The 17945-nt window shown below is 65.2% G+C and carries 21 protein-coding genes and 1 pseudogene; 18 read left to right on the forward strand and 4 right to left on the reverse strand.

Features of this window, described 5'->3' with window-relative positions:
- Positions 1 to 73: 73 nt before the first annotated feature.
- From ACQP1O_RS33140 to ACQP1O_RS33155, 4 genes and pseudogenes are all read right to left on the reverse strand, one after another.
- Complete coding sequence (locus ACQP1O_RS33140) at positions 74 to 2950, reverse strand: MrcB family domain-containing protein (protein WP_433562306.1); 2877 nt, start codon at positions 2948 to 2950, stop codon at positions 74 to 76.
- Positions 2951 to 3140: 190 nt separating this feature from the next.
- Positions 3141 to 4281 (reverse strand): annotated as a pseudogene (locus tag ACQP1O_RS33145) (IS3 family transposase).
- Between the two features lie 586 nt (positions 4282 to 4867).
- Entirely contained in the window at positions 4868 to 5536 is a 669-nt protein-coding gene (locus ACQP1O_RS33150; RefSeq protein ID WP_433562307.1) for a YdcF family protein, read from the reverse strand.
- 11 nt (positions 5537 to 5547) lie between these two features.
- On the reverse strand, positions 5548 to 6321 hold the full coding sequence (locus ACQP1O_RS33155) for a GntR family transcriptional regulator (RefSeq protein WP_433562308.1): 774 nt from the start codon (positions 6319 to 6321) through the stop codon (positions 5548 to 5550).
- A gap of 252 nt (positions 6322 to 6573) precedes the next feature.
- Here ACQP1O_RS33155 and ACQP1O_RS33160 point away from each other — a divergent pair, with 252 nt between their 5' ends.
- The 18 genes from ACQP1O_RS33160 (at position 6574) to ACQP1O_RS33245 (ending at position 17921) form a co-directional block, all read left to right on the forward strand.
- Positions 6574 to 6834, forward strand: coding sequence for a hypothetical protein (locus ACQP1O_RS33160; protein ID WP_433562309.1), 261 nt, complete (start codon positions 6574 to 6576; stop codon positions 6832 to 6834).
- Between the two features lie 148 nt (positions 6835 to 6982).
- Complete coding sequence (locus ACQP1O_RS33165; RefSeq protein ID WP_433562310.1) at positions 6983 to 7279, forward strand: hypothetical protein; 297 nt, start codon at positions 6983 to 6985, stop codon at positions 7277 to 7279.
- The gene (locus ACQP1O_RS33170; protein ID WP_433562311.1) at positions 7276 to 7572 is read left to right on the forward strand and encodes a hypothetical protein; all 297 of its coding nucleotides are present in this window, start codon (positions 7276 to 7278) and stop codon (positions 7570 to 7572) included. The genes ACQP1O_RS33165 and ACQP1O_RS33170 overlap by 4 nt, the downstream gene beginning before the upstream one ends.
- A complete protein-coding gene (locus ACQP1O_RS33175; protein WP_433562312.1) occupies positions 7569 to 8066 on the forward strand; it encodes a hypothetical protein in 498 nt (165 codons plus the stop codon). The genes ACQP1O_RS33170 and ACQP1O_RS33175 overlap by 4 nt, the downstream gene beginning before the upstream one ends.
- On the forward strand, positions 8063 to 9139 hold the full coding sequence (locus ACQP1O_RS33180; RefSeq protein WP_433562313.1) for a hypothetical protein: 1077 nt from the start codon (positions 8063 to 8065) through the stop codon (positions 9137 to 9139). Before ACQP1O_RS33175 ends, ACQP1O_RS33180 begins: the two co-directional genes overlap by 4 nt.
- A complete protein-coding gene (locus tag ACQP1O_RS33185; RefSeq protein WP_433562314.1) occupies positions 9136 to 11157 on the forward strand; it encodes a hypothetical protein in 2022 nt (673 codons plus the stop codon). Before ACQP1O_RS33180 ends, ACQP1O_RS33185 begins: the two co-directional genes overlap by 4 nt.
- Before the next feature lie 35 nt (positions 11158 to 11192).
- Positions 11193 to 11822 carry a hypothetical protein gene (locus ACQP1O_RS33190; RefSeq protein WP_433562315.1) on the forward strand — a complete coding sequence of 210 codons (630 nt, stop codon included), beginning with the start codon at positions 11193 to 11195 and terminating at the stop codon, positions 11820 to 11822.
- A 30-nt stretch (positions 11823 to 11852) separates the two neighbouring features.
- On the forward strand, positions 11853 to 12476 hold the full coding sequence (locus tag ACQP1O_RS33195) for a hypothetical protein (RefSeq protein ID WP_433562316.1): 624 nt from the start codon (positions 11853 to 11855) through the stop codon (positions 12474 to 12476).
- A 6-nt stretch (positions 12477 to 12482) separates the two neighbouring features.
- Positions 12483 to 12851 carry a hypothetical protein gene (locus ACQP1O_RS33200; protein ID WP_433562317.1) on the forward strand — a complete coding sequence of 123 codons (369 nt, stop codon included), beginning with the start codon at positions 12483 to 12485 and terminating at the stop codon, positions 12849 to 12851.
- A gap of 36 nt (positions 12852 to 12887) precedes the next feature.
- Positions 12888 to 13871, forward strand: coding sequence for a hypothetical protein (locus ACQP1O_RS33205; RefSeq protein WP_433562318.1), 984 nt, complete (start codon positions 12888 to 12890; stop codon positions 13869 to 13871).
- Between the two features lie 2 nt (positions 13872 to 13873).
- Entirely contained in the window at positions 13874 to 14254 is a 381-nt protein-coding gene (locus ACQP1O_RS33210) for a hypothetical protein (RefSeq protein ID WP_433562319.1), read from the forward strand.
- A gap of 3 nt (positions 14255 to 14257) precedes the next feature.
- Entirely contained in the window at positions 14258 to 14650 is a 393-nt protein-coding gene (locus ACQP1O_RS33215; protein WP_433562320.1) for a hypothetical protein, read from the forward strand.
- Between the two features lie 26 nt (positions 14651 to 14676).
- Complete coding sequence (locus ACQP1O_RS33220; protein WP_433562321.1) at positions 14677 to 15108, forward strand: hypothetical protein; 432 nt, start codon at positions 14677 to 14679, stop codon at positions 15106 to 15108.
- A 6-nt stretch (positions 15109 to 15114) separates the two neighbouring features.
- Entirely contained in the window at positions 15115 to 16107 is a 993-nt protein-coding gene (locus ACQP1O_RS33225) for a toprim domain-containing protein (protein ID WP_433562322.1), read from the forward strand.
- Between the two features lie 42 nt (positions 16108 to 16149).
- The gene (locus tag ACQP1O_RS33230; protein WP_433562323.1) at positions 16150 to 16569 is read left to right on the forward strand and encodes a hypothetical protein; all 420 of its coding nucleotides are present in this window, start codon (positions 16150 to 16152) and stop codon (positions 16567 to 16569) included.
- Between the two features lie 2 nt (positions 16570 to 16571).
- Positions 16572 to 16787 (forward strand): hypothetical protein, encoded by a 216-nt coding sequence (locus ACQP1O_RS33235; protein WP_433562324.1) that lies wholly within the window; start codon positions 16572 to 16574, stop codon positions 16785 to 16787.
- Positions 16787 to 17026 (forward strand): hypothetical protein, encoded by a 240-nt coding sequence (locus tag ACQP1O_RS33240; RefSeq protein WP_433562325.1) that lies wholly within the window; start codon positions 16787 to 16789, stop codon positions 17024 to 17026. The genes ACQP1O_RS33235 and ACQP1O_RS33240 overlap by 1 nt, the downstream gene beginning before the upstream one ends.
- A gap of 4 nt (positions 17027 to 17030) precedes the next feature.
- On the forward strand, positions 17031 to 17921 hold the full coding sequence (locus ACQP1O_RS33245; RefSeq protein ID WP_433562326.1) for a DUF2637 domain-containing protein: 891 nt from the start codon (positions 17031 to 17033) through the stop codon (positions 17919 to 17921).
- Positions 17922 to 17945: the final 24 nt, after the last annotated feature.

Genomic DNA, 17945 nt, shown 5'->3' on the forward strand with positions numbered 1-17945 from the left:
ACTGTACCCATGGGCACCGACATGCTGAGGCTGTGACCGAACATGCCTTCACCCGGTTTCCACTGTCCGTATCTCATGATGCGTACAAGATCACGAGTGCACGTTGGGCAAGTACTTCCTTCATGTGTATCTCAAGCAGAGATCCGCCGGTGTCGAGGAATTCCGAAGCCTGGACGGATTCGGCGCTGTCTGCATTAGATCTCATCTGTTTGATCCATTCGCCGACCGTCATGTCGACGTATCCCTCCTGGTAGGGAAGGCGCAAAACTGAACTGAAATGTCCCGGCAGGCCTACTAGTATCGCAACGGCTACCGCCAACACGGCCGCGTCGAACGGCTCGTTAGCAACCCTGGCACGCACTACCAGGTAGACACTGAGGAACCGTTTCGCACGGCGGGGTGTGGTCGCGACCAGTGGCGCAACACCATCGAGGATTTTCAGATCCGCCGAATCGAGTGTCAGCGCTTCAGCAATCTCTTGATCCGACGCCTCGTTAGGACCCTCGACTACCATCGTCAATTCCTCTGCGCCACCGAAGGTCTGGGTGACAAGACCCTCGTCGACCTCGGGAGCGTCGATGCGATTCAGCTCTTCGTCCACATCGTCATCTACCAGAACATCCGCCTCGGCCGCCCCGAGTTCGGCGGCCCCAACTGGTTGGATGATGCTTCGTCCGACTGCTCCACGCAGGATCTCGCGACAGCCAGCCGTCGACATTGCCGGCAGCGTGTAGCCGAGTTGAAAAATCTTCTCTAGATAGTCGGCAGGTGTCAGCGCCTGGCTGCTCTGCTCGTCGATCAGATCCGACAGGTGGACACGCAACGATCGGTCGACAACTCGACGGTTGACCCCAACGACAACGACGAACAGGTCCAATGCAAGAAGCAGATGTACGGCTTCCAGCACTTCCACAACGGTTTTCGGTGTACATCGATCCAGGTCGTCGATGTAGAGCACGATCCTCTTGATGGAGCTGTCGGGATCGTCTGCTGCCCGCCGCAGATGCTCGCTGAGGGCCAGCAGGTCACGGTGAACCACACCGATCACGCCGAGGTGTTTATCGTATTCGCCGCTGGCGACCCGTTCCGCCAGGTATTCCTGCAGCAGATGCTCAGGCGTCAGTTCCTTACGTGCCTGTTCGGCGGCGACGAGTTCCTCGTGCTTCGACTTCTCCAGCTCTCGGGCCACGGCGAGCAGTGCCTGCACGTCAGCATCGCGGGCTTCGAGCGCCTCGATCTCGGCAGCTTGTTCAATGCGTGCTTGCTCGACTCGCAGTTCGATCTGTTGTTGAAGGCGTTCCGCAGGTTCGAGCAACTGTCGAGCTGCCTTCGCCTGGTTCAGGATCCATGCAGCGACACCGCTTGCGACGGTTCCGAAAGAGGTGATAAACGTCCCAAGCGCTTTGAGAGAATCGGTTGCGGCAACCGCAAGGATCGACATGAGGACAGTGCCGACCACCGCAGCGACGACCGCACCGCCCAGCGGAGACGTCGCGAAACATTTACCAGTCCTTGCTGTCGCTAGGACCCTTGTTCGCGACCCAAGCGAGGTCACGGTGCGAGCGGCCTCAAGTAGATCGCGAGCGCCTTTGCCTGCTACATCGATGCCGAGGGTGGCAATCGCGTTCTCGAACTCGTTGCGAAGCTCGGGATCGGCGGTGACCTTCGTCCAAATGTCCTTCGCGCGGACGCTTCTCAATTCCTCCTGGATCTTCTTATGACGGATCATCTTCGTGGCGATTTCCCGGCGAATGTCTCGAGACTGTCCTTCGAGTGCTTTTACCCGCTTCTTGGCGGCCTCCAGAGTGGCCTCGATCGTTTCGATCTGTTGGGCGACATTCTCGAGCATCTTGTCGGTAGACGATTTGGGTGGGCACAGAGTCGAGAAAATATGGGAAAGGATGCTGGCCCAAAGATTCCCGCGGGCATAATGCCATGCCCCGAAATGCACGTGCTTGATGGCGGGCTCGAACACCTCGGGATCTCTGCGAGTCAAATCGCCGATGCTCGTTTCGATCTGGTTCATGAAGAAGGTCTTGCCACTGCCCCACTCGCCGTAAACAGCCACGGCCAGCGGTGGCTTCAGACTCTTCGATGCGATCAGGCCCGCCAAGGCCCGTGCGTCACGTGCAACGCCCAACCTGTCGGGACCGACAGCGCCGTCATCGGCGATCGCCGGTACCCGGAACGCTCGACGCTGGTCTCCTGCTGTCACCGTAGGGGCGACCGCAGCAGCACGCGCCTCGGCGACAGGCGCCTGAATTATGACCTCAGCGGACTCCTCGACACTAACCATGTCCTCTATGTCCGGGACCGCACCGAAAAACGCCGAGGCGCGCGGGACATCAGTATCCCGCTCGTACAAGCGCTCAAGCAGCTCCATCATCCGTTGGAAGTCGCTGGCGAGGGCGGGCTCATGCAGAGCGTCGCTACTCCGGTACTCAAGCGACCAAACGTTGCCGATCTCGTAGGCCTTGCCCAGCCGGCCTCGCGCGTGAAGCTCAATTTTTCCAAGCAGCTTCCGGTTACTGCGAAAGTTCAGTGGCCGTTCGATCGACTCGCGACGAGCCCATTCGACCCGACGTGTCAGATCTTCGTTCGAACGAAATCGGAAGTCCTTGCGCTCGGTGTCCCAGGTGGTGGTTCCTTGGTTCAGAGAGAGGTAAACCGCGCTCCCATCGGCAGCAAACAGGTAGACCAGATACCACCCGACGCCAGCCTTGGGACTGAACTCCGGCGCATAGACACGACTCCAAGGGATTTCAGCCGGCGCACCCTTACCTCCGCTGCCTTCGCTCGCCCAGCCCGAAGGGAGCGGTTGCTCTCGGATCCAATCGGGGATGGCTCGCTCAACCAGCGTCCGGCGGCGGCGCATCGCCTCATCTTTTGGATCGGACGTCCAATTCCGTTGCAGCAGAAGAGTTGACCTGAGATCGTCCCCCAAAGGCATGGTCAGCAATGTACCAACCCAGGCTCGTCGAATCACTCATCCCGGTGCGGGTCGACTCGATCACGGTACCGACGATCTACAGCAGCGGTTGAGACGATGACACGAATCTCACGGGACAGCACGTAAGGTCCTGAGCGCTCCCCGGTAACGAGACCACCCGGGAGTAGAGCCAGATGATTTCGTACCGTGTTCAGTTGGTCCCGCAGGCCACCGGATGGTGGGTGTGGATGCAGGCCGCAGCGTACTCGCCCGGCGTCAGGTAGCCCAGCGCCGAATGCCGGTGCCGCCGATTGTGGTCGACCTTGAAATCGCCGATCACGACGCGGGCCTCGAGCAAGGTGGTCCAGTGGTTGCGGTTGAGGCACTCGGTCCGCAGCCGCCGGATGAACGATTCGACGAAGCCGTTGTTCCAGGGCGTGCCCGGCGGAATGTAGGAGATCCCGACCCGGTCAGCGCAAAACCGTTGCAGAGCATGTGAAATCATTTCCGGACCGTTGTCCCATCCGCAGCACTCTCGGCGGGCCGCCGGCCGCGGCGAACACATTCTCCAACTCGGCGACCAGCCGCTCGGCGGTGATCGAGCGTTCCACCATGTGCAGCAGGGATTCGCGGGTGTGCTCGTCGATCATCGACGCGATCTTCACCGCCCGACCGTCGATGATGGAGTCGAACTGGAAATCCAACGCCCACACCACCTTCGGCGCATCGGCCTCGACTGAGGGCACCGAAGAGACCCCGGCCCGTTTGCGCGGATGGTGTTACCGGACCTGCAGGCCCTCCTCGCGCCAGAGGCGGTGGACCTTCTTGATGTTGACGCCTGCGCCCTCGTCGAACCGGAGGGCAGCCCAGGCACCGGACCGCGCCCTTGATGCTTGACCGCGTACGAGCGCAACCAGGCCCGCAGACCGGCGTCCGGATCGGTCGGGGTCCCCTTCACCCGCAGACGCCGGTAGGTGGACCGGTGAGCCCAACGACCTTGCACGCGAACCGTTCCGACACACTCTTCACTTCGCGGAGCATGTCGACGGCGCGACGCTTGGCCGCTGGGCTCAGAATTTTCCCTTGGCGATTTCTCGCAGCGCGTCCTTCTCCAACTCCGCGTCCGCCCACAGCCGCTTCAACCGGGCGTTCTGCTCTCGCAACTCCCTGAGCTCTTTCGCAGCGTCGGTGTCCACCCCGCCGTACTGGCGACGCCAGCTGTACAACGTCGCCGCCGACACCCCGATCTGCGCAGCGACCTCCTCGCCGGTCTTACCGGCGGCAATCAACTCGTCGGCACGGCGCAGCTTCCGCACGATGTCCTCCGCGGAATGCCGCTTGCATCCTGCCATGTCCCTCAGTGTCCCTTCTCGGCCCTCACCAGGCCAAACAGGACTCTAGTACCGGGTCTCATTCATTGGGGACGGCCCACGAGCACTGGTTCGTCAGCGGAACCCACTTGAATCACCGCATCGGCAACACGGTCTCGACGCGGTCCTGATGCGAACGTGTCGCGGTCTTGATGCGAATCCCATTCGCATCAGAATCGCATCAAAACCGGGTCAGCATGATCCTGACCTGCGCCTTCGGCGCATGGCTCCCGTGTGCTCGACCCCAACTCTCTACCGCTTCGCTGCAGAGAGTTGGGGTCGAGCACACGGGAGCCATCATCAACAGTTCAGAAGTCAAAGCAATCAAAGATGTTGGAAGAGAAGAAAACCACAAAGAAGGACCACAAAGGGATGACCACAAAGCGGGGGTTCGCGACGAACTTTCCGTTCGCAGAGCTGGGCGCGTTGAGAAGTCCGCCGCCTCCGGCGGCGCATTCGCGCGTCAGGACGTGCTCACGCGGTTGTCCAGCTGGTACATAACCGCACCGAGGATAGTGACCGCAAAGGGAAGATCAACTCGGTTGCGCGGTCAGCGAACCTACTCGCTCTACCCCGGAAGTAGGCGCCGGGTGAATCCGGCATCCACCAGCCTGGAGTAGGCCTTTCGCGTTTCAGCGGGTACGTCCTGCTCGATTGCCCACCCCTTTGCTGGGTAGGCCCAGACCCGCTGTGTGTCGCCGACCAACATGTTGATCACACGGTCCGTGTCGCCGATGCCAGCGACGTAGTCATCGAGCGCAAGCGGAAGTGATCCGCAGATTGCATCCACTTCTGGCCAACGCTTGCGGCAGATGGCGTAGCTGCGGCGCTGTTGATATGGCCGAGAGATCAGCATCACGGACTTGATCGAGTCGAGGTAACCGCGCTCGTCCAGTAAGGCATGGGTGAAGTCGATGTTGTCGCCGGTGTTCGTCGCGTTGGGCTCTATCAGGATTGCGTCAGCCGGCACTCCGAGTTCGATGGCCCGTTCGCGGAAGTGCACAGCCTCGCCACGCGGGAACCGGTCCACGGTGGTCGGCGCGTTCGCACCCGTGAACACGATCAGGGGGAAAATTCCCGCGTGGTAGAGGTCGGCAGCATAGGTGGCCACTCCTATGTCGTGACCGCCGAGACCGATACCCACATCGACGGGCCGCGGCTCGTGATGCATCTGGTTGTAGTCCCAGAGGGTTTCAACGTCCGAACGGTACTCCGCGGGCAGGGTCGTCGTCGGCATCGAGTGCTCCTCTACTCGGGCAGTTTGAAGTCGTAGGTCCACGAGAATCGTGATGCCGCATGGACGCCCCGGGCAAACTCGACCAGAACATCATTCGCCGTATAGGTGCGACGCATCAGGATCATCACGGGCTCGCCGGCTGGGAGCTCCAGACTTTTCGTCTCATCCGGGGTGGGCATCCGCGCGAAGATCGTCTCAGTCATATGGTCCGGTTCGTAGCCCTGCAACGTGAGGATCGAGAACCCGCCGCCAGGGCCAGCAGGACCGGGTGACGGGTCAACCAGAGGTGTGCCCTCGACGATCTCCGGGAGGTAATAGCTGGTGAGAGTATGGGTCGGTCGCCCGGCATCCCGTACCGTGCGAGCGCGTTCGTAGACGAGCGAACCCGGTTCCAGTCCATAGGCTTCCGCCACTTCGGCATCCGCCTCAACGAGCGCAACGGTCTGTGTTTGATCGGTCCGCTGCCAAGGCCGGCCGGAAGCCTCACGGTCGGCGATGAAAGCGACCGTGTCGCCGTACTTCCACTTCTTCTTCGAATACCGTTCGGCACCTTGTCGCCGCATGGGCGGACGCTCGCGGACGACCGTCCCCCGCCGCCGGATGGGTGTCACCAGACCTTCGGCTTCGAGCAGACCAACCGCCTGGCGAATGGTCTTGATGTTGACGTCGTAACGCTCCGCTAACTCCTCCTGTTTGGGAAGCGTTGCGCCAGGCAGGTATTCGCCCTGGTTGATGGCTTCGCGCAGGTTGGCCGCCACATCTCGGTATCCGCTCATATCGCTCATTGCTCTTTCGTAGCTGGTCTGCGGAGTCGTCTGACAATAAGAGTAGCCATAATCCAGCAATTGAGGAAAGCGGTCAATTAGAACCAGCTCTATTGCTCCATTGAGCTCCGCTTGCTCCAATAGGTCTACCCCTATTGGAAGCGTTGGCTCCAGGGGCTCGAAACCCCTCACTAGCTCAAAGGGAGTGGAGCCAATGGCTCTCCGAGATCTGACCCACTTCGCTCACCCCGTCGACCTGCAGGCAGGTGCGTGATGGCCGTGGGCGTGTACGTCAAAAGCCGCGATGACCAGCTGAAAGACGTTCGGTACGTCGCTGGGCACATGGTCTACTTCGGCGCAGCGAATCAGCACCGCGTACGGATCCCGGCGACCATCTCTGTCGAGTTCGGGGAAGGGTCCTTGGAGCTCGACATCGACGACGCGCGCAGCCTCATGTTCGGGTTGGCGGTCGCTCTGGTCCGAGACGCGGCGACGCCGAACGATGCTGAAGCCGAGCAGAGAGCAGTCGCGTGATGCGTATTCGCACCGGACTGCTCGTAGTTGCCTCTCTGGCGGTGACCTACGTCATCTTGCTCCACCCTGCCGTCGTGATTGTTCCGGCCTTCCTAATGACGCTGTACGCCGCTAATCGTCGGCGCAGGCGCGGAGCTTGGGGGCGGCGATGAACAGCCACGAGTCCGCGCGGCGGCAGATGGGATTGTCGACCTACAACCGGGTCGAGTACGACGCGAATGGGCTGTTGTTCAACGGATTCCAGGCAGTGCCGTTGCGCTGGCGACTGCCAGTGTTCTTCGGGCTGGTGTTGTTCGCCGCCGGGATCGTGGTCGGCATTGGGCTGGAGGAGCAGACCCCGGCGATGCCGGCGTCGGTGAACGTGTGCCGCGCCGACGAGGTCGATCGCATCGACTGTGTCCACGTGACCCAGCCCTCGCCGACCGTTGCGGCGGTGATCCGATGAGCACGGCGGACGAAATCCGGCAGGAACTGACCGCTTTGGAAGCCCAGCGCGATCGACTGCTCGTCGTCGACCTGGTGTTGACCGACATCCTCGCAGCGGCCAATGCCACGGCGCGGACGAAACGCATCGGGGACGGCGCGGCCGAGCAGGAGAAGCTGCAGCACTGGGACTCGGTCACGCCCTCGGTATGGGAGGAACAGCACGCGGTCGGGCAGCGCTGGCGCGAAGCCCACGACAGGCTGCTTGCCGAGATTACATCGAAGACGCGGCGCGGAATCGAGCGATCGCGATGACCCGCAAGGACATTCCCGGCACCGTCTATCTGCTGCATTTCGAGCATCCGTTCCGTCACGCCCGTCACTACACCGGCTGGACCACCGATTTGGATGCGCGGCTGGCCGAGCACAAGGCCGGCCGTGGCGCGCGGCTGTTGGAGGTGCTCCGCAACGGGATCGGTTGGAAGTTGGCTCGCACCTGGTCCGGTACCCGCGGACGCGAGCGCCAGCTCAAGCGCGAGGGCGGCGCTTCGCGGCGCTGTCCGAAGTGCGGAGTCCGGCCCCGTCATGAGTCGAGCATCGGAGACGCCGACGAGACGGGAGCCGTGATCCGGCAGGCCCGCCGCGACATCGCCACCCGCCACGCCGAGCGCGATCGGGCTCGGTCGCAGCAGGTTCCATCGTTGCCGAGCTGGGTGTCGCGGATGCCCGCCGACGAGTTGGAGCGGCGGCTGTGTGAGATCGAGGCCCGCCGCATCGATCGGCCGCATCGGATCGAGCGTTCCCGATGAGCGCCCACCACAACAAGAACAACCGCTACACCCGGCAGGAACTGCAATACCGGGCCCAGATCATCGGCGGGTTGCGGGATTACGGATGCCGCTACTCCGATATCGCCCGCACGCTTCAGATCCCGTTGAGCAAGGTCGAGAAGGTCCTGGGCGAGGCCGCCGCGTTACGGGCGCAAGGATTGACCAAGGCAGAGGTCGCAGCAGTGCTGGACGTGCCCTACGGGTCGATGGGGCGGATGCTGCCAGCCGCGCACTCGGCGACGATCACCGCCCGGCAGAACCAGGTGTTGGACGTGACCACTGACATGCGCGGAATGCAGGTGGATCTGATCGCCGCCTACCTCGACGTCGAACTCAGCACCGCCTACGACATCATCCGACCACTGATCAGCAACGGAGCCTTGTTCCCACTGACCCGAGTGGGACAGGGCAAGGCGTGGGCGGTGCCCACGAAGACCGTGACCGCACCGCGGCTGGGATGGCGGACCAAGGACTGGACCCCGTCGATGATGTGGGCCAACCACGACCGCGCCGCCGCGCAGGCTCGGATCATGCTCATCGGGTCCGACCCGCACCGATGGGTCTCCGAACGCCAGCTGCGCCACCGCGCCGAGGAGATCGCCGCCGCCACCCGAGCGGTGGCGGAATTCGGCTCCAGCCGCGAACCACGCCCTGGCAAGCCGCATGTGCACGACGGGTGGGTACTGCGCCGGATCAACGGCGAATTGCAGTGGTGGGCCGTGGAAGTCGAACTCACCCGCAAGGGCCCGACCGACATGGACATCGCCCTGCAGGGCGCCATGCGCGCCATCGTCACCGCGCCACCGTTTCGTCAGGTGACCGAGCTCGTCGGGCTGCTGTACCTGTGCCGCACCAGCCACGTGATGGATGGCGTCAATGCCGCGGTCGACCGCCTGCCGGCCGAGATCGCGGCAATCGACATCGATTTCGAGACTCGTGACTTCGACGACGACTGGACCGCGTTCCTGGCACGCCGCGCCGAACGCAAAGCCGCCGAGAAGGCCGAGCGCGAGAGCCACAAGCACATCCATTCCAGCAAGGAAGCCTCATGAGCGGCAGCGACTGTGTGCCCCTGATCACCCCCAAGGACTGCGGGCCCACCACCACACCGACACCCACCCCGTCCCCACCCCCGCCGAACGACACCGGACTGTTCACCGGCATCCACCCCGAAGCGCCACCTGGCACCCCGAAACCAGTACGCGACGCCACCGATTGGCATTGGCCCCACACATCTGGTCTACTCCACGGTCTCGGCACCGGAATGGCCGCCCTCGCAGTGATTTCCGTGGTCGTGCTAGCTGCGCTGACGGCGGCGTACCGGTGGCCGTTAACCGCGGCGCGGCTACGGAACTTCGCCGCCGCCACGGTGGCTTTGCCCGTGGTGTCTGCGGTGGCGAGCTGGTCGTGGTCGGTGCCGTTCGCGCTGTTCTGGACCGGTGCTTCCCAGCTCGCCGGTGGGAACTGGTCGGGGCTGCGGGCGATGCTGGTAGTCGCGGTCCCGGCGGGATCGCTGATCGCGATGTGGTGGTGGGCGAAGTTCCTGCTCAAGACCGACACCGTCTACCTGAAGTCGGTGGCGCACACCGAGCAGGTCAAAGCCGCGCTGACCGAACGCCGCTTCCGCGCCGCCGCCCGCGCCGCCAAGCTGGGCGCGCCCTACAGCGCCGGTGCACACATCGTGCTCGGCACCCACGCCGACCACACCGACGCGAGACCGCCCGGGCTGTGGCGGGCACTGACGTCACGGCACATGCATTGGCTGATGGTGCCGCACAAGGAGGTCAAGAAGCATCTGGGGATCATCGCGACCACCGGTAGCGGTAAGACCCAGTTGATCATCCGGTTCGTGCTGGCGGTGCTGGACTACGAGTGGCGTGCCTGGTGGCAGTGGAAAGACGTGCCCGGCATGCGGTCTCGGCATCCGCGACCGCTGATCGTGGTCATCACCTGCAAGGGCGGCCAGGACGATATCGAGCTCGGCAACGAGCTGGTCGGGTTCCTCACGGCCATGGGCATCGACCCCGACCGCATCGCCCAAGTCGTGCCCGGTGGAGACCGACTCGACATCTACCAGAACATGCCCGCCCGCGACATGCGCGCCATCCACCAGGACCTCATCGCGCCCGGCGAGGCCACCACCAGCGAGGGCCAGCATTTCGACGAGATGCGCCGGCGCATCGTCTCCATGGTCATCGACGCCCCAATCGGCCCGCCCGCCGGACCCGCGGAGTTCCTGCGGCGACTGAATCCCGAAGTGATCAAGGACATCTGGGGCCACGCCCCGGACATCGTGCGGCAGGTCAAGGCACTGCAGGCCGACAAGGTCCCGCAGATCGACGACGCGCTCATCCGCTGCACCAACCTGTTCGAGCTCCTGACCGACGCCGATGGGCGCATCGTGTTCGACGGCGGCAAGCAGCTCGAAGACATCGACTTCCTGTTCATGACCGTCCCCGCATTGGACCGGGACGCCGCCCGCGCCCAGGTCTCGGCCACGCTGCGGCTGATCATGCAGCGCGCCGGCCGCACCGCCAAACACGCCCGCCGCTCGGTCACGGTGTTCCTGGACGAGGCCAGCAAGCTCAACAGCAAGGCGGGCTCGATCGAACTGGAAGACATCGCCGAACGCGGACGCTCCCAAGGGGTTTCGCTGGTTTCCTCCAGCCAGTCCCCGGAGGGTTTGGCCGGGAACAAGTGGGAGCTGGACCGGCTGCTCAAGGCCTGCGCAGGTGGGCTGCTGCTCGGTTACTGCGAGAACGTCGGCGAGCTGTGCAAGCACTTCGGTTCGGTGCGGTATCTGCTGCCGTCGCGGCATCTGATCAAGGGTCAGCGCCATGGCGACGAGGGCCAGGTCTCTGTCGGTGAGCGGTGGCTGGTCGACCCGGATCGCGTGCGCCAGTTCGACATCGGCGAGTTCGTCTATGCCAAGGGCGGGCGCGCCGACTTCGGACGTGTCGTTCTCGCTGATCGCAGCACCATCACCCCCTTGCCTGGCACGCCAGCCGCCGATGCCACACGCCGCGGCGAAACAACTGGCGGCGCCGACACCGCCATAGCCGTGGCCTAACCAATTCCACCGAGATCGATTGGAGCGCAACAGTTATGCGACGAGTCAGCCGAGACGACGAGTTCGACGACGAGAACAACGAGCACCGCCGCAAGCAGCAGCGCGGGGCCAGCGAGTCGAGGGAGCTGCGCGAGGTTCTGCGCGGCGTTCCCGACGACCAGGTGGCCGACATCCTCGGCGACGAGTTCAGCGACTTTCTCGCCAAGGGGACCGCTGCCGCCGGCAAACCCCGCTTTCCGCTCGGGCAGGACGCGCCGAGCCCGCAGGAATCGGCGAAACCCGTTCTGCACCTGGTGAAGACCGAGGACGGCGAGAAGGTCACGGGCACCGCAACGACCAGTCCGGCCGGTGTGCGGCCGCAGTTGCTGCGCGCCGGGCTCGGCGGCTCACTGGCCGTGCTGGCGGTCGCGGTGGTCGCCGCGTGGGGTCAGCCCGCCGCGGTCGCGATCCCGCTGGCCGTCTACGGGCTCGGGTGGGTGGCCTACCTGTGGTGGAACGCCGCGCTTCGCCCGCCGCTGCCGCAGGCCGCCGCCACCGTGCTGACCGTCTTCGCCCGGGTGCTGGCCGCCGCCGCGCGAGGCATGTGCCGGCTGTTCACCGCTGGCGTCGCGCGCCTCGACAGGGCGCGGGCCCGCCACGAATCCACCCGCACCACCACCGCTTGAACCTCTCATCACCACAAAGGAAGTGATCCAATGTCCATGAACCGCAACAACATTCGCGCCGCCGTGATCGGCGTGACCGCAGGCGTGACCGCCGGGGCCGCCACGATCGCCGGGATCATCGCCGTCGACGACTACGACCTTTGGCACAAGGCCGGCCGCGCCGCGGCGCGGTGGCGGCTGTTGCCCGCCGACCGCGCCGAGCTGGACCGGCTGCGCGCCGACCGCACCGACCGCGACAGCGATCTGCGGGACACCCACATCACGCAGACCGCGATGACGCGGTGGGGGTTTCGGCCCGGGCTGCTGCTGCCGCACCACCTGGTCACCGAGCCGACGGAGTTGCTGGTACCGGCGCTGATCACCGAGATCGAACGCGCGGTACACCAGTGCACCCGCATGACCGGTGCGTCGAACTGGCCCGGTCACCGCGACGCGCTGATCGACGAGTTCCGACGCCGCCGCACCTGGGCGGTCGAGGTGACCTTGCCCGAGCTGGACCAGCTGCGCCTGGACGCGGCCGCGGACCACGTGCAGGGGCTGGCTGTCGACGCCGTGATCCGGTACCCGGCCCTGTCGGGCATGCCCACCGGGTCCGACTACCCGACGTTCGAGGGCCCGTTCGACACCAATCTCGCCGACACCGACAGGGAGTGAAAAGCCGTGCCCGATAACAGGAATGACCAGATCCTGCCGATTCCCTCGGATCTCTACACCGAAATCGGGCAGCTCGCGGACCGCGTCTACGAGCTGCGTCGCGACCTTCGACGCATCCGGAATCAGTACGCCGAGCTGAGGCAGTCCCCGGAATCGTTGCGCACCGACAACCTCGGCGAACCGATCGATCCGCGCGAGGCAGTCGAGGCCGCGTACCAGGGACTGGACGCCGCCGAATGCGACCTCGCCAACACCGGCGAGTCGATCAGCTGGGCCCACGGTCGCGCCAGCCGGTTGAGCCTCACCGACGCCGCCTGCGAACACCGCGAACAGCTGCTCGCGCGCCGGCGCCCGCCGATCGAACGCACCCGATAACCCAAACCCCTGAGCACCGAAAGGAATACAACGCTCATGTCCGAGATGGATGAGATCACCCACGAGACCGGCCGATTCACCGGCGCCATGGCCCAAGCCCTGACCCAGTTGGCGCACGCCTCCGGATGGTTGGAGCGCCGCCGGATCAAGAAGGACATCAGCCGCATGGTGCGCGAGCAGACCCGCCACGCTGAGCAGGCACGCGCGCTGGAGGTGCAGACCACGGCGTTGGCGATCGAGACCTACCGCCAGCACGCCGCGTTGGTGTCGGACCGGTCCCGCAACCCCGGCACCCACCCCGATCGGCGTGCCCACGACCGGCAGGCACTGACCCGCCACCACGACCAGCTGAAAAAGCAGGTGCTGCAGGCGGATCTGCTGACTCCGGTCGAGCAGGGCATCGCCCTGGACGGGATGACCGCGGCCACCACCTTCCCCGAGTTCAAGCTGGGCAACCTGTTCGCCAAGGCCCGCAAGGTCAAAGGTATGGACGCGCTGCGCTATCGCGCGCAGGTGGCCCGTGCCCACGCCGAGACCGGCGTCGAACGCCCGCCCATCTACCGGACCCTGCCCACAACGCCGGAACCCTCGCAGCCGGGTGCCGAGCAGCGGCTGGCGCAGGTCGAGAAGCAGCTGGCCGCGCTGACCGCGGATCGGGATCAGCAGGCACGGCAGGTGCAGGTACTGCAGCGCGGCCTGGATGCGGTCACCACTGACCGCGACACCCACAAGCAGCGCCTGGAATCCGCCGAGGCGGAGGTGGCGACGTTGAAGAACGCCAACACCCGCCAGGCCGCGGAGTTGAAGAGCTTGCGCGACACCGTGATCACCGTCGGTGTCGAACGCGACAAGTTCAAGACCGAACGCGACCAGGCCGTCGGCAAGCTCAAAGCCACCACCCCCGAACACGACCGCTACGGCAGCCGTGAGCGTGTCGCGGCCGAGAACAACGGCGTCCCGCCCGACCAGCAGCGCACGGGACAGCCGCAGCGGCCCAACGGGATCGAACGGAGCCGCTAATCATGCACCGCGAACACGAGGAACTCATGCGCAGCGAGTTCTTCGAACAGGCCCAACTCGCCCGCACCCAAGCCCATACCCACAGCGACTACCAGTACGAGCGTCTCGCCGCCGCCCGCGCCACCTACGACGACCGCTGGCTATCCGGCCCGCACGCCGAGGAATGGGCGTTCCTGTCCGCCAGCTATGAGGACTGGCAGCGCGACCCGAAATCCATGGCCCGGCTGATGGACAACCTCGACGCCATCCACGCACACCACGGCCAGGTGTTCGGGGTCACCGAGGTCCGGCGCCGCAGCCTGGCACAGGCCCGCGACCTGGTCACCATCGACCACACCCGGGCACCCGCCGAGCACGAGCACGGTATCGAGTGGGGGCGGTGAGATATGCACCGCGAACACGAAGACATGATGCGGTCCGACTTCCACGACCGCACCACCCTGGCATGGCAAGCCGACCGACCAGGCATCACCAACCACGAGCAACGCCACCTGCACGCCCAAGTCGCCGACTACGACCAGCGCTGGACCGCCGGCCCGCACGCCACCGAATGGCAGTACCTCACCAACGCCCTGCGGGACTGGCAGGACCGGCCCGACGACATGGACTCCTACCTGGCAGTCCTGGACTACCAGCGTCGCGCGTTCGGACAGCCCGAGGGCGTGAGCGAAACCCAGTGGCAGAGCCTGGTTCAGGCCCACAACATCGCCCACGAGGACCGCATCCGCCAGCGCATGCACCACCCCGACCGCGACCTGGGTTTGGAACGGTGGCGATAGGGATGCACCGCGAACACGAAGAAGCGATGCGTACCGACTTCGCCGAGCGAGTCCGGCTCACCGGCGAAATCGACCACGCCACATACGAGTTGGCGGCAACACCGCAAGAACTCGCCGACCTCGACGCGCGCCGCCGGCAACTCGATTCAGCGTGGGAAACCAGACCCCACAGCCGCGACTGGCACTACCTCAACACCGCGTTCCGCACCTGGGCATACGCACCCGAACACGGCCGGCAACACCTCGAATGGGCGCGCTACTACCGCGACGAGGTCGGGCAGGACCAGCTCACCGCGGTGCAGTGGCGCAGCATCGAGCAGGCACAAGAGTTGTCGGGCAACACCTTCGACGTTCCTTACGAACGCAACGCGCCCGACACCTATCGGTGCGCACCCGGCACACCCATCCCGAAATTCGGTGCCGACCGTCAGCGGCCACCAATCGAGCATCAGCGGTGAACGGCCATGCAACCCACACCATCCCAGGGCAATTCGTGGCAGATCATCACCGCAGCGCTCACCGCGCAAATGGGACCCGGACGGGCCGGACCGAAATGGACCAACTTCCTATGCCCGGTCCACGAAGCCGACGGCCGTCACCACAATCCCTCTCTTGGGCTGCGGTATGACCAGGTGCAGGGCAAGACCATTGTGCGCTGCTGGGCCGGCTGCGACGACCAGGACGTCCTGGCCAAGCTGAACCTGCAGGTCCGCGACATGTGGGACCAGCTACCCGAACGTGGGCACGGCAGCAGCCGCGGCCACGCTCCCGGTGGCAGACCCCAGCAGAGCCCGGCGCCACAGCGGATGTCTTTGGCGGACAAGGCCATCGACTACGCCCGGTTTCCGGTCCCACACAAGCCGCCCTTGGGTGAGCCGCTCGGTCCTCCGGAGAACGTGCACTCCTACGTGTACCGGTGGCCCGACGGCCGCATCGAGGGCGCTGTCATCCGCCAACGGGTGCCCTACGAGCACGGCTACGGCAAGGCCTTCACCCAACGGCACTGGACCGGAACCGAATGGGAAAACACCGGATTCGCGCCCATCCCGTACCGGCTCCCCGAACTCGCCAACGCGGTCGCCGGCGGACGGGAGATCTACGTCTGCGAAGGCGAACAGGACGTCCTGCGCGCGTTCCAGGCCGGCCAGATCGCGACATGCAACGCCATGGGCGCAGGTAGCTGGACCCGTGATCACGCCCAGTGGCTGGCCGGGGCGGGGCGGGTGATCGTGATCGCCGACCGCGACCGCCCCGGCTACCGCCACGCCGCCAAGGTCGCCGAGTCCCTGCATGGCCAGGTCGGCGAGGTTCGCGTCCTGCAGGCCGCCGCGGGCAAAGACCTCACCGATCACCTCGACGCCGGCCACGGCCTCGACCAACTCGCGCTGGTCCCGTACCTCGACCGCCACTACCGCCGACCCGTTCAGCCGCCGCGGCAGATAACCCGCAGTCGCTGAACGTCTTTCCCCTACCAGCCACAAACGAGAGGACCAACCGTCATGGACACCAACGATTTCGGGCAGCGGTTCAAGAACGCCGCCGCCAAACCGCCGAGCGCGTTCGGCAAGAACACCCAACCCAACACCACCGTCTACGGGCGCATCGTCGCTGTCGGTGAGCAGCCCCGGCTGAAGTTCAACGGCGCGCCCGGGGAGGTCGACACCGACAAGAAGGGCAACCCGATCCTGCAGGCCTACATCACCCTCGACACGCCCGCCGGACCGCGCAACCTGTACCCGACCTGGCGCATGGAACAGGCCATCGGTACCGCCCTGGAGAAGGCCGGCTCGCACTTCAACATCGGTGACACCCTGTCGATCACCTTCGTCGGCGCCGACCCCAACGAGCCGCGCGCCAAGCTCTACACGGCCGTCTACACCCCCGCCACCCCGGCGTCCGGACCGTTGGGAGCGGCGTAACCATGACCGTGCTCACCGCGCTGATCGCGCGCCTCGAACCCTGCCAGATGGGCACCTACGTCCTCTGGGCCCGCACCAAAGGGCGGCGCTGGCCGCGGATCGCCGAGGACCTGTGCGTGTCCACGCCCACGGTCCTGGTCTGGGCCGGCTGCGCCCAGCTGCGCCTGCACCTGCACCTGCACCTGCCCACCACCCACACCATCGAGGAGCTCCACTAATGCCCTACCTCAACATGGGCCTGCTGCCCGACGAGTCATCCAACATCGAGATCCAGTACCACCCGGCATTGACCATCGGCGAAGGCGAGCAGCTGCTGCAGCCCGTGGTCGAAATCGTGTGGAGTGCCGGCGGGTTCGTGCGGGTATCGATCAGCATCCACGAAGCCCGCGCTCTCGCCGACGGACTCGCCGAGGTCCTCGCTAAACACCGCGACGCGACCCAGAACCCGGCGGAGTGAACCCATGACCGGCAATGGCGCCGGTGCGGACGCGGTGCGCAGCAACGACGCTGCGCACCGCAACGCACCGAACAGTGCACACCGCCCCGGGCGCCCCGACGCCGAACGCTCCGCAGTCCAATTCTTCTGGGGCGAGCTGATCCTCATGGCACTCATGTCCATCGGCGGCAACACCGTTCACGCAGTACTCAACGCACCGCACGGGCTGGCCGTCGTCGCCGGATTCGTGGCCATGTTCCCGCCCGTCGCGCTGCTGGCCGCCACCCACGGCGTCGGGCTACTCGTCCGAGCACGCGCGAACGCGACGCTGGCCTACTGGTTTGTTGTTTTCCTGACCAGCGCAATCGCACTGATCGCGTTCCGGCTCTCGTTCGACGCCTTGCGTGCCTTGGCCATCCAAGTCGGCATGGCCAGACACCTCGCGTCTCTGGTGCCATTGATCATCGATGGCGCGATCGGACAGGCCACCATCGCCCTACTCGTCCTCGCCCGCAGCCCGCGCACCGCCGATGAGGCCGCCGCGCAGCCGATGCGCACCGACCACGACCCGGTGCGCACCACCGACACCGTGCGCACCATGTCGGTGCGCGAGGTCCACACCGAGACCCACTCAACCGCAACCGAACTACACGCTCCGCGGCCTGTTCCCGAGATCGAATCGGCGCAGCCTCGCGTGATCGAGGCCGGCAGTGCGCAGGATCGATGGGCCGAGATCGCCGAATCGGTGTGCAACGCCGACCCCGCTGGCCGCCGCGACCCGGACAAGGTCGCCACCATCTTGCGACTGAAGTTCGAACACAACTGGTCACATTCGCGGATCGCCGAACACGTTGAGCTCAGTTCGTCGGCCGTCACCCGCACCCTCACCGCCGCGCGCGAATTAGCTGCTGAGTAGAGCAGCCCAACCGTCAATTCGGGA

This window comes from Nocardia sp. CA-151230 (assembly GCF_050942175.1).
In the GTDB taxonomy this organism is placed as follows: Bacteria; Actinomycetota; Actinomycetes; order Mycobacteriales; family Mycobacteriaceae; genus Nocardia.

What these genes read in the sequence shown, in the direction of transcription:
- ACQP1O_RS33140 (WP_433562306.1), bottom strand. Translation starts at nt 2,950, where the DNA reads ATGCCTTTGGGGGACGATCTCAGGTCAACTCTTCTGCTGCAACGGAAT.
- ACQP1O_RS33150 (WP_433562307.1), bottom strand. Translation starts at nt 5,536, where the DNA reads ATGCCGACGACGACCCTGCCCGCGGAGTACCGTTCGGACGTTGAAACC.
- ACQP1O_RS33155 (WP_433562308.1), bottom strand. Translation starts at nt 6,321, where the DNA reads ATGAGCGATATGAGCGGATACCGAGATGTGGCGGCCAACCTGCGCGAA.
- ACQP1O_RS33160 (WP_433562309.1), top strand. Translation starts at nt 6,574, where the DNA reads ATGGCCGTGGGCGTGTACGTCAAAAGCCGCGATGACCAGCTGAAAGAC.
- ACQP1O_RS33165 (WP_433562310.1), top strand. Translation starts at nt 6,983, where the DNA reads ATGAACAGCCACGAGTCCGCGCGGCGGCAGATGGGATTGTCGACCTAC.
- ACQP1O_RS33170 (WP_433562311.1), top strand. Translation starts at nt 7,276, where the DNA reads ATGAGCACGGCGGACGAAATCCGGCAGGAACTGACCGCTTTGGAAGCC.
- ACQP1O_RS33175 (WP_433562312.1), top strand. Translation starts at nt 7,569, where the DNA reads ATGACCCGCAAGGACATTCCCGGCACCGTCTATCTGCTGCATTTCGAG.
- ACQP1O_RS33180 (WP_433562313.1), top strand. Translation starts at nt 8,063, where the DNA reads ATGAGCGCCCACCACAACAAGAACAACCGCTACACCCGGCAGGAACTG.
- ACQP1O_RS33185 (WP_433562314.1), top strand. Translation starts at nt 9,136, where the DNA reads ATGAGCGGCAGCGACTGTGTGCCCCTGATCACCCCCAAGGACTGCGGG.
- ACQP1O_RS33190 (WP_433562315.1), top strand. Translation starts at nt 11,193, where the DNA reads ATGCGACGAGTCAGCCGAGACGACGAGTTCGACGACGAGAACAACGAG.
- ACQP1O_RS33195 (WP_433562316.1), top strand. Translation starts at nt 11,853, where the DNA reads ATGTCCATGAACCGCAACAACATTCGCGCCGCCGTGATCGGCGTGACC.
- ACQP1O_RS33205 (WP_433562318.1), top strand. Translation starts at nt 12,888, where the DNA reads ATGTCCGAGATGGATGAGATCACCCACGAGACCGGCCGATTCACCGGC.
- ACQP1O_RS33210 (WP_433562319.1), top strand. Translation starts at nt 13,874, where the DNA reads ATGCACCGCGAACACGAGGAACTCATGCGCAGCGAGTTCTTCGAACAG.
- ACQP1O_RS33215 (WP_433562320.1), top strand. Translation starts at nt 14,258, where the DNA reads ATGCACCGCGAACACGAAGACATGATGCGGTCCGACTTCCACGACCGC.
- ACQP1O_RS33220 (WP_433562321.1), top strand. Translation starts at nt 14,677, where the DNA reads ATGCGTACCGACTTCGCCGAGCGAGTCCGGCTCACCGGCGAAATCGAC.
- ACQP1O_RS33225 (WP_433562322.1), top strand. Translation starts at nt 15,115, where the DNA reads ATGCAACCCACACCATCCCAGGGCAATTCGTGGCAGATCATCACCGCA.
- ACQP1O_RS33230 (WP_433562323.1), top strand. Translation starts at nt 16,150, where the DNA reads ATGGACACCAACGATTTCGGGCAGCGGTTCAAGAACGCCGCCGCCAAA.
- ACQP1O_RS33235 (WP_433562324.1), top strand. Translation starts at nt 16,572, where the DNA reads ATGACCGTGCTCACCGCGCTGATCGCGCGCCTCGAACCCTGCCAGATG.
- ACQP1O_RS33240 (WP_433562325.1), top strand. Translation starts at nt 16,787, where the DNA reads ATGCCCTACCTCAACATGGGCCTGCTGCCCGACGAGTCATCCAACATC.
- ACQP1O_RS33245 (WP_433562326.1), top strand. Translation starts at nt 17,031, where the DNA reads ATGACCGGCAATGGCGCCGGTGCGGACGCGGTGCGCAGCAACGACGCT.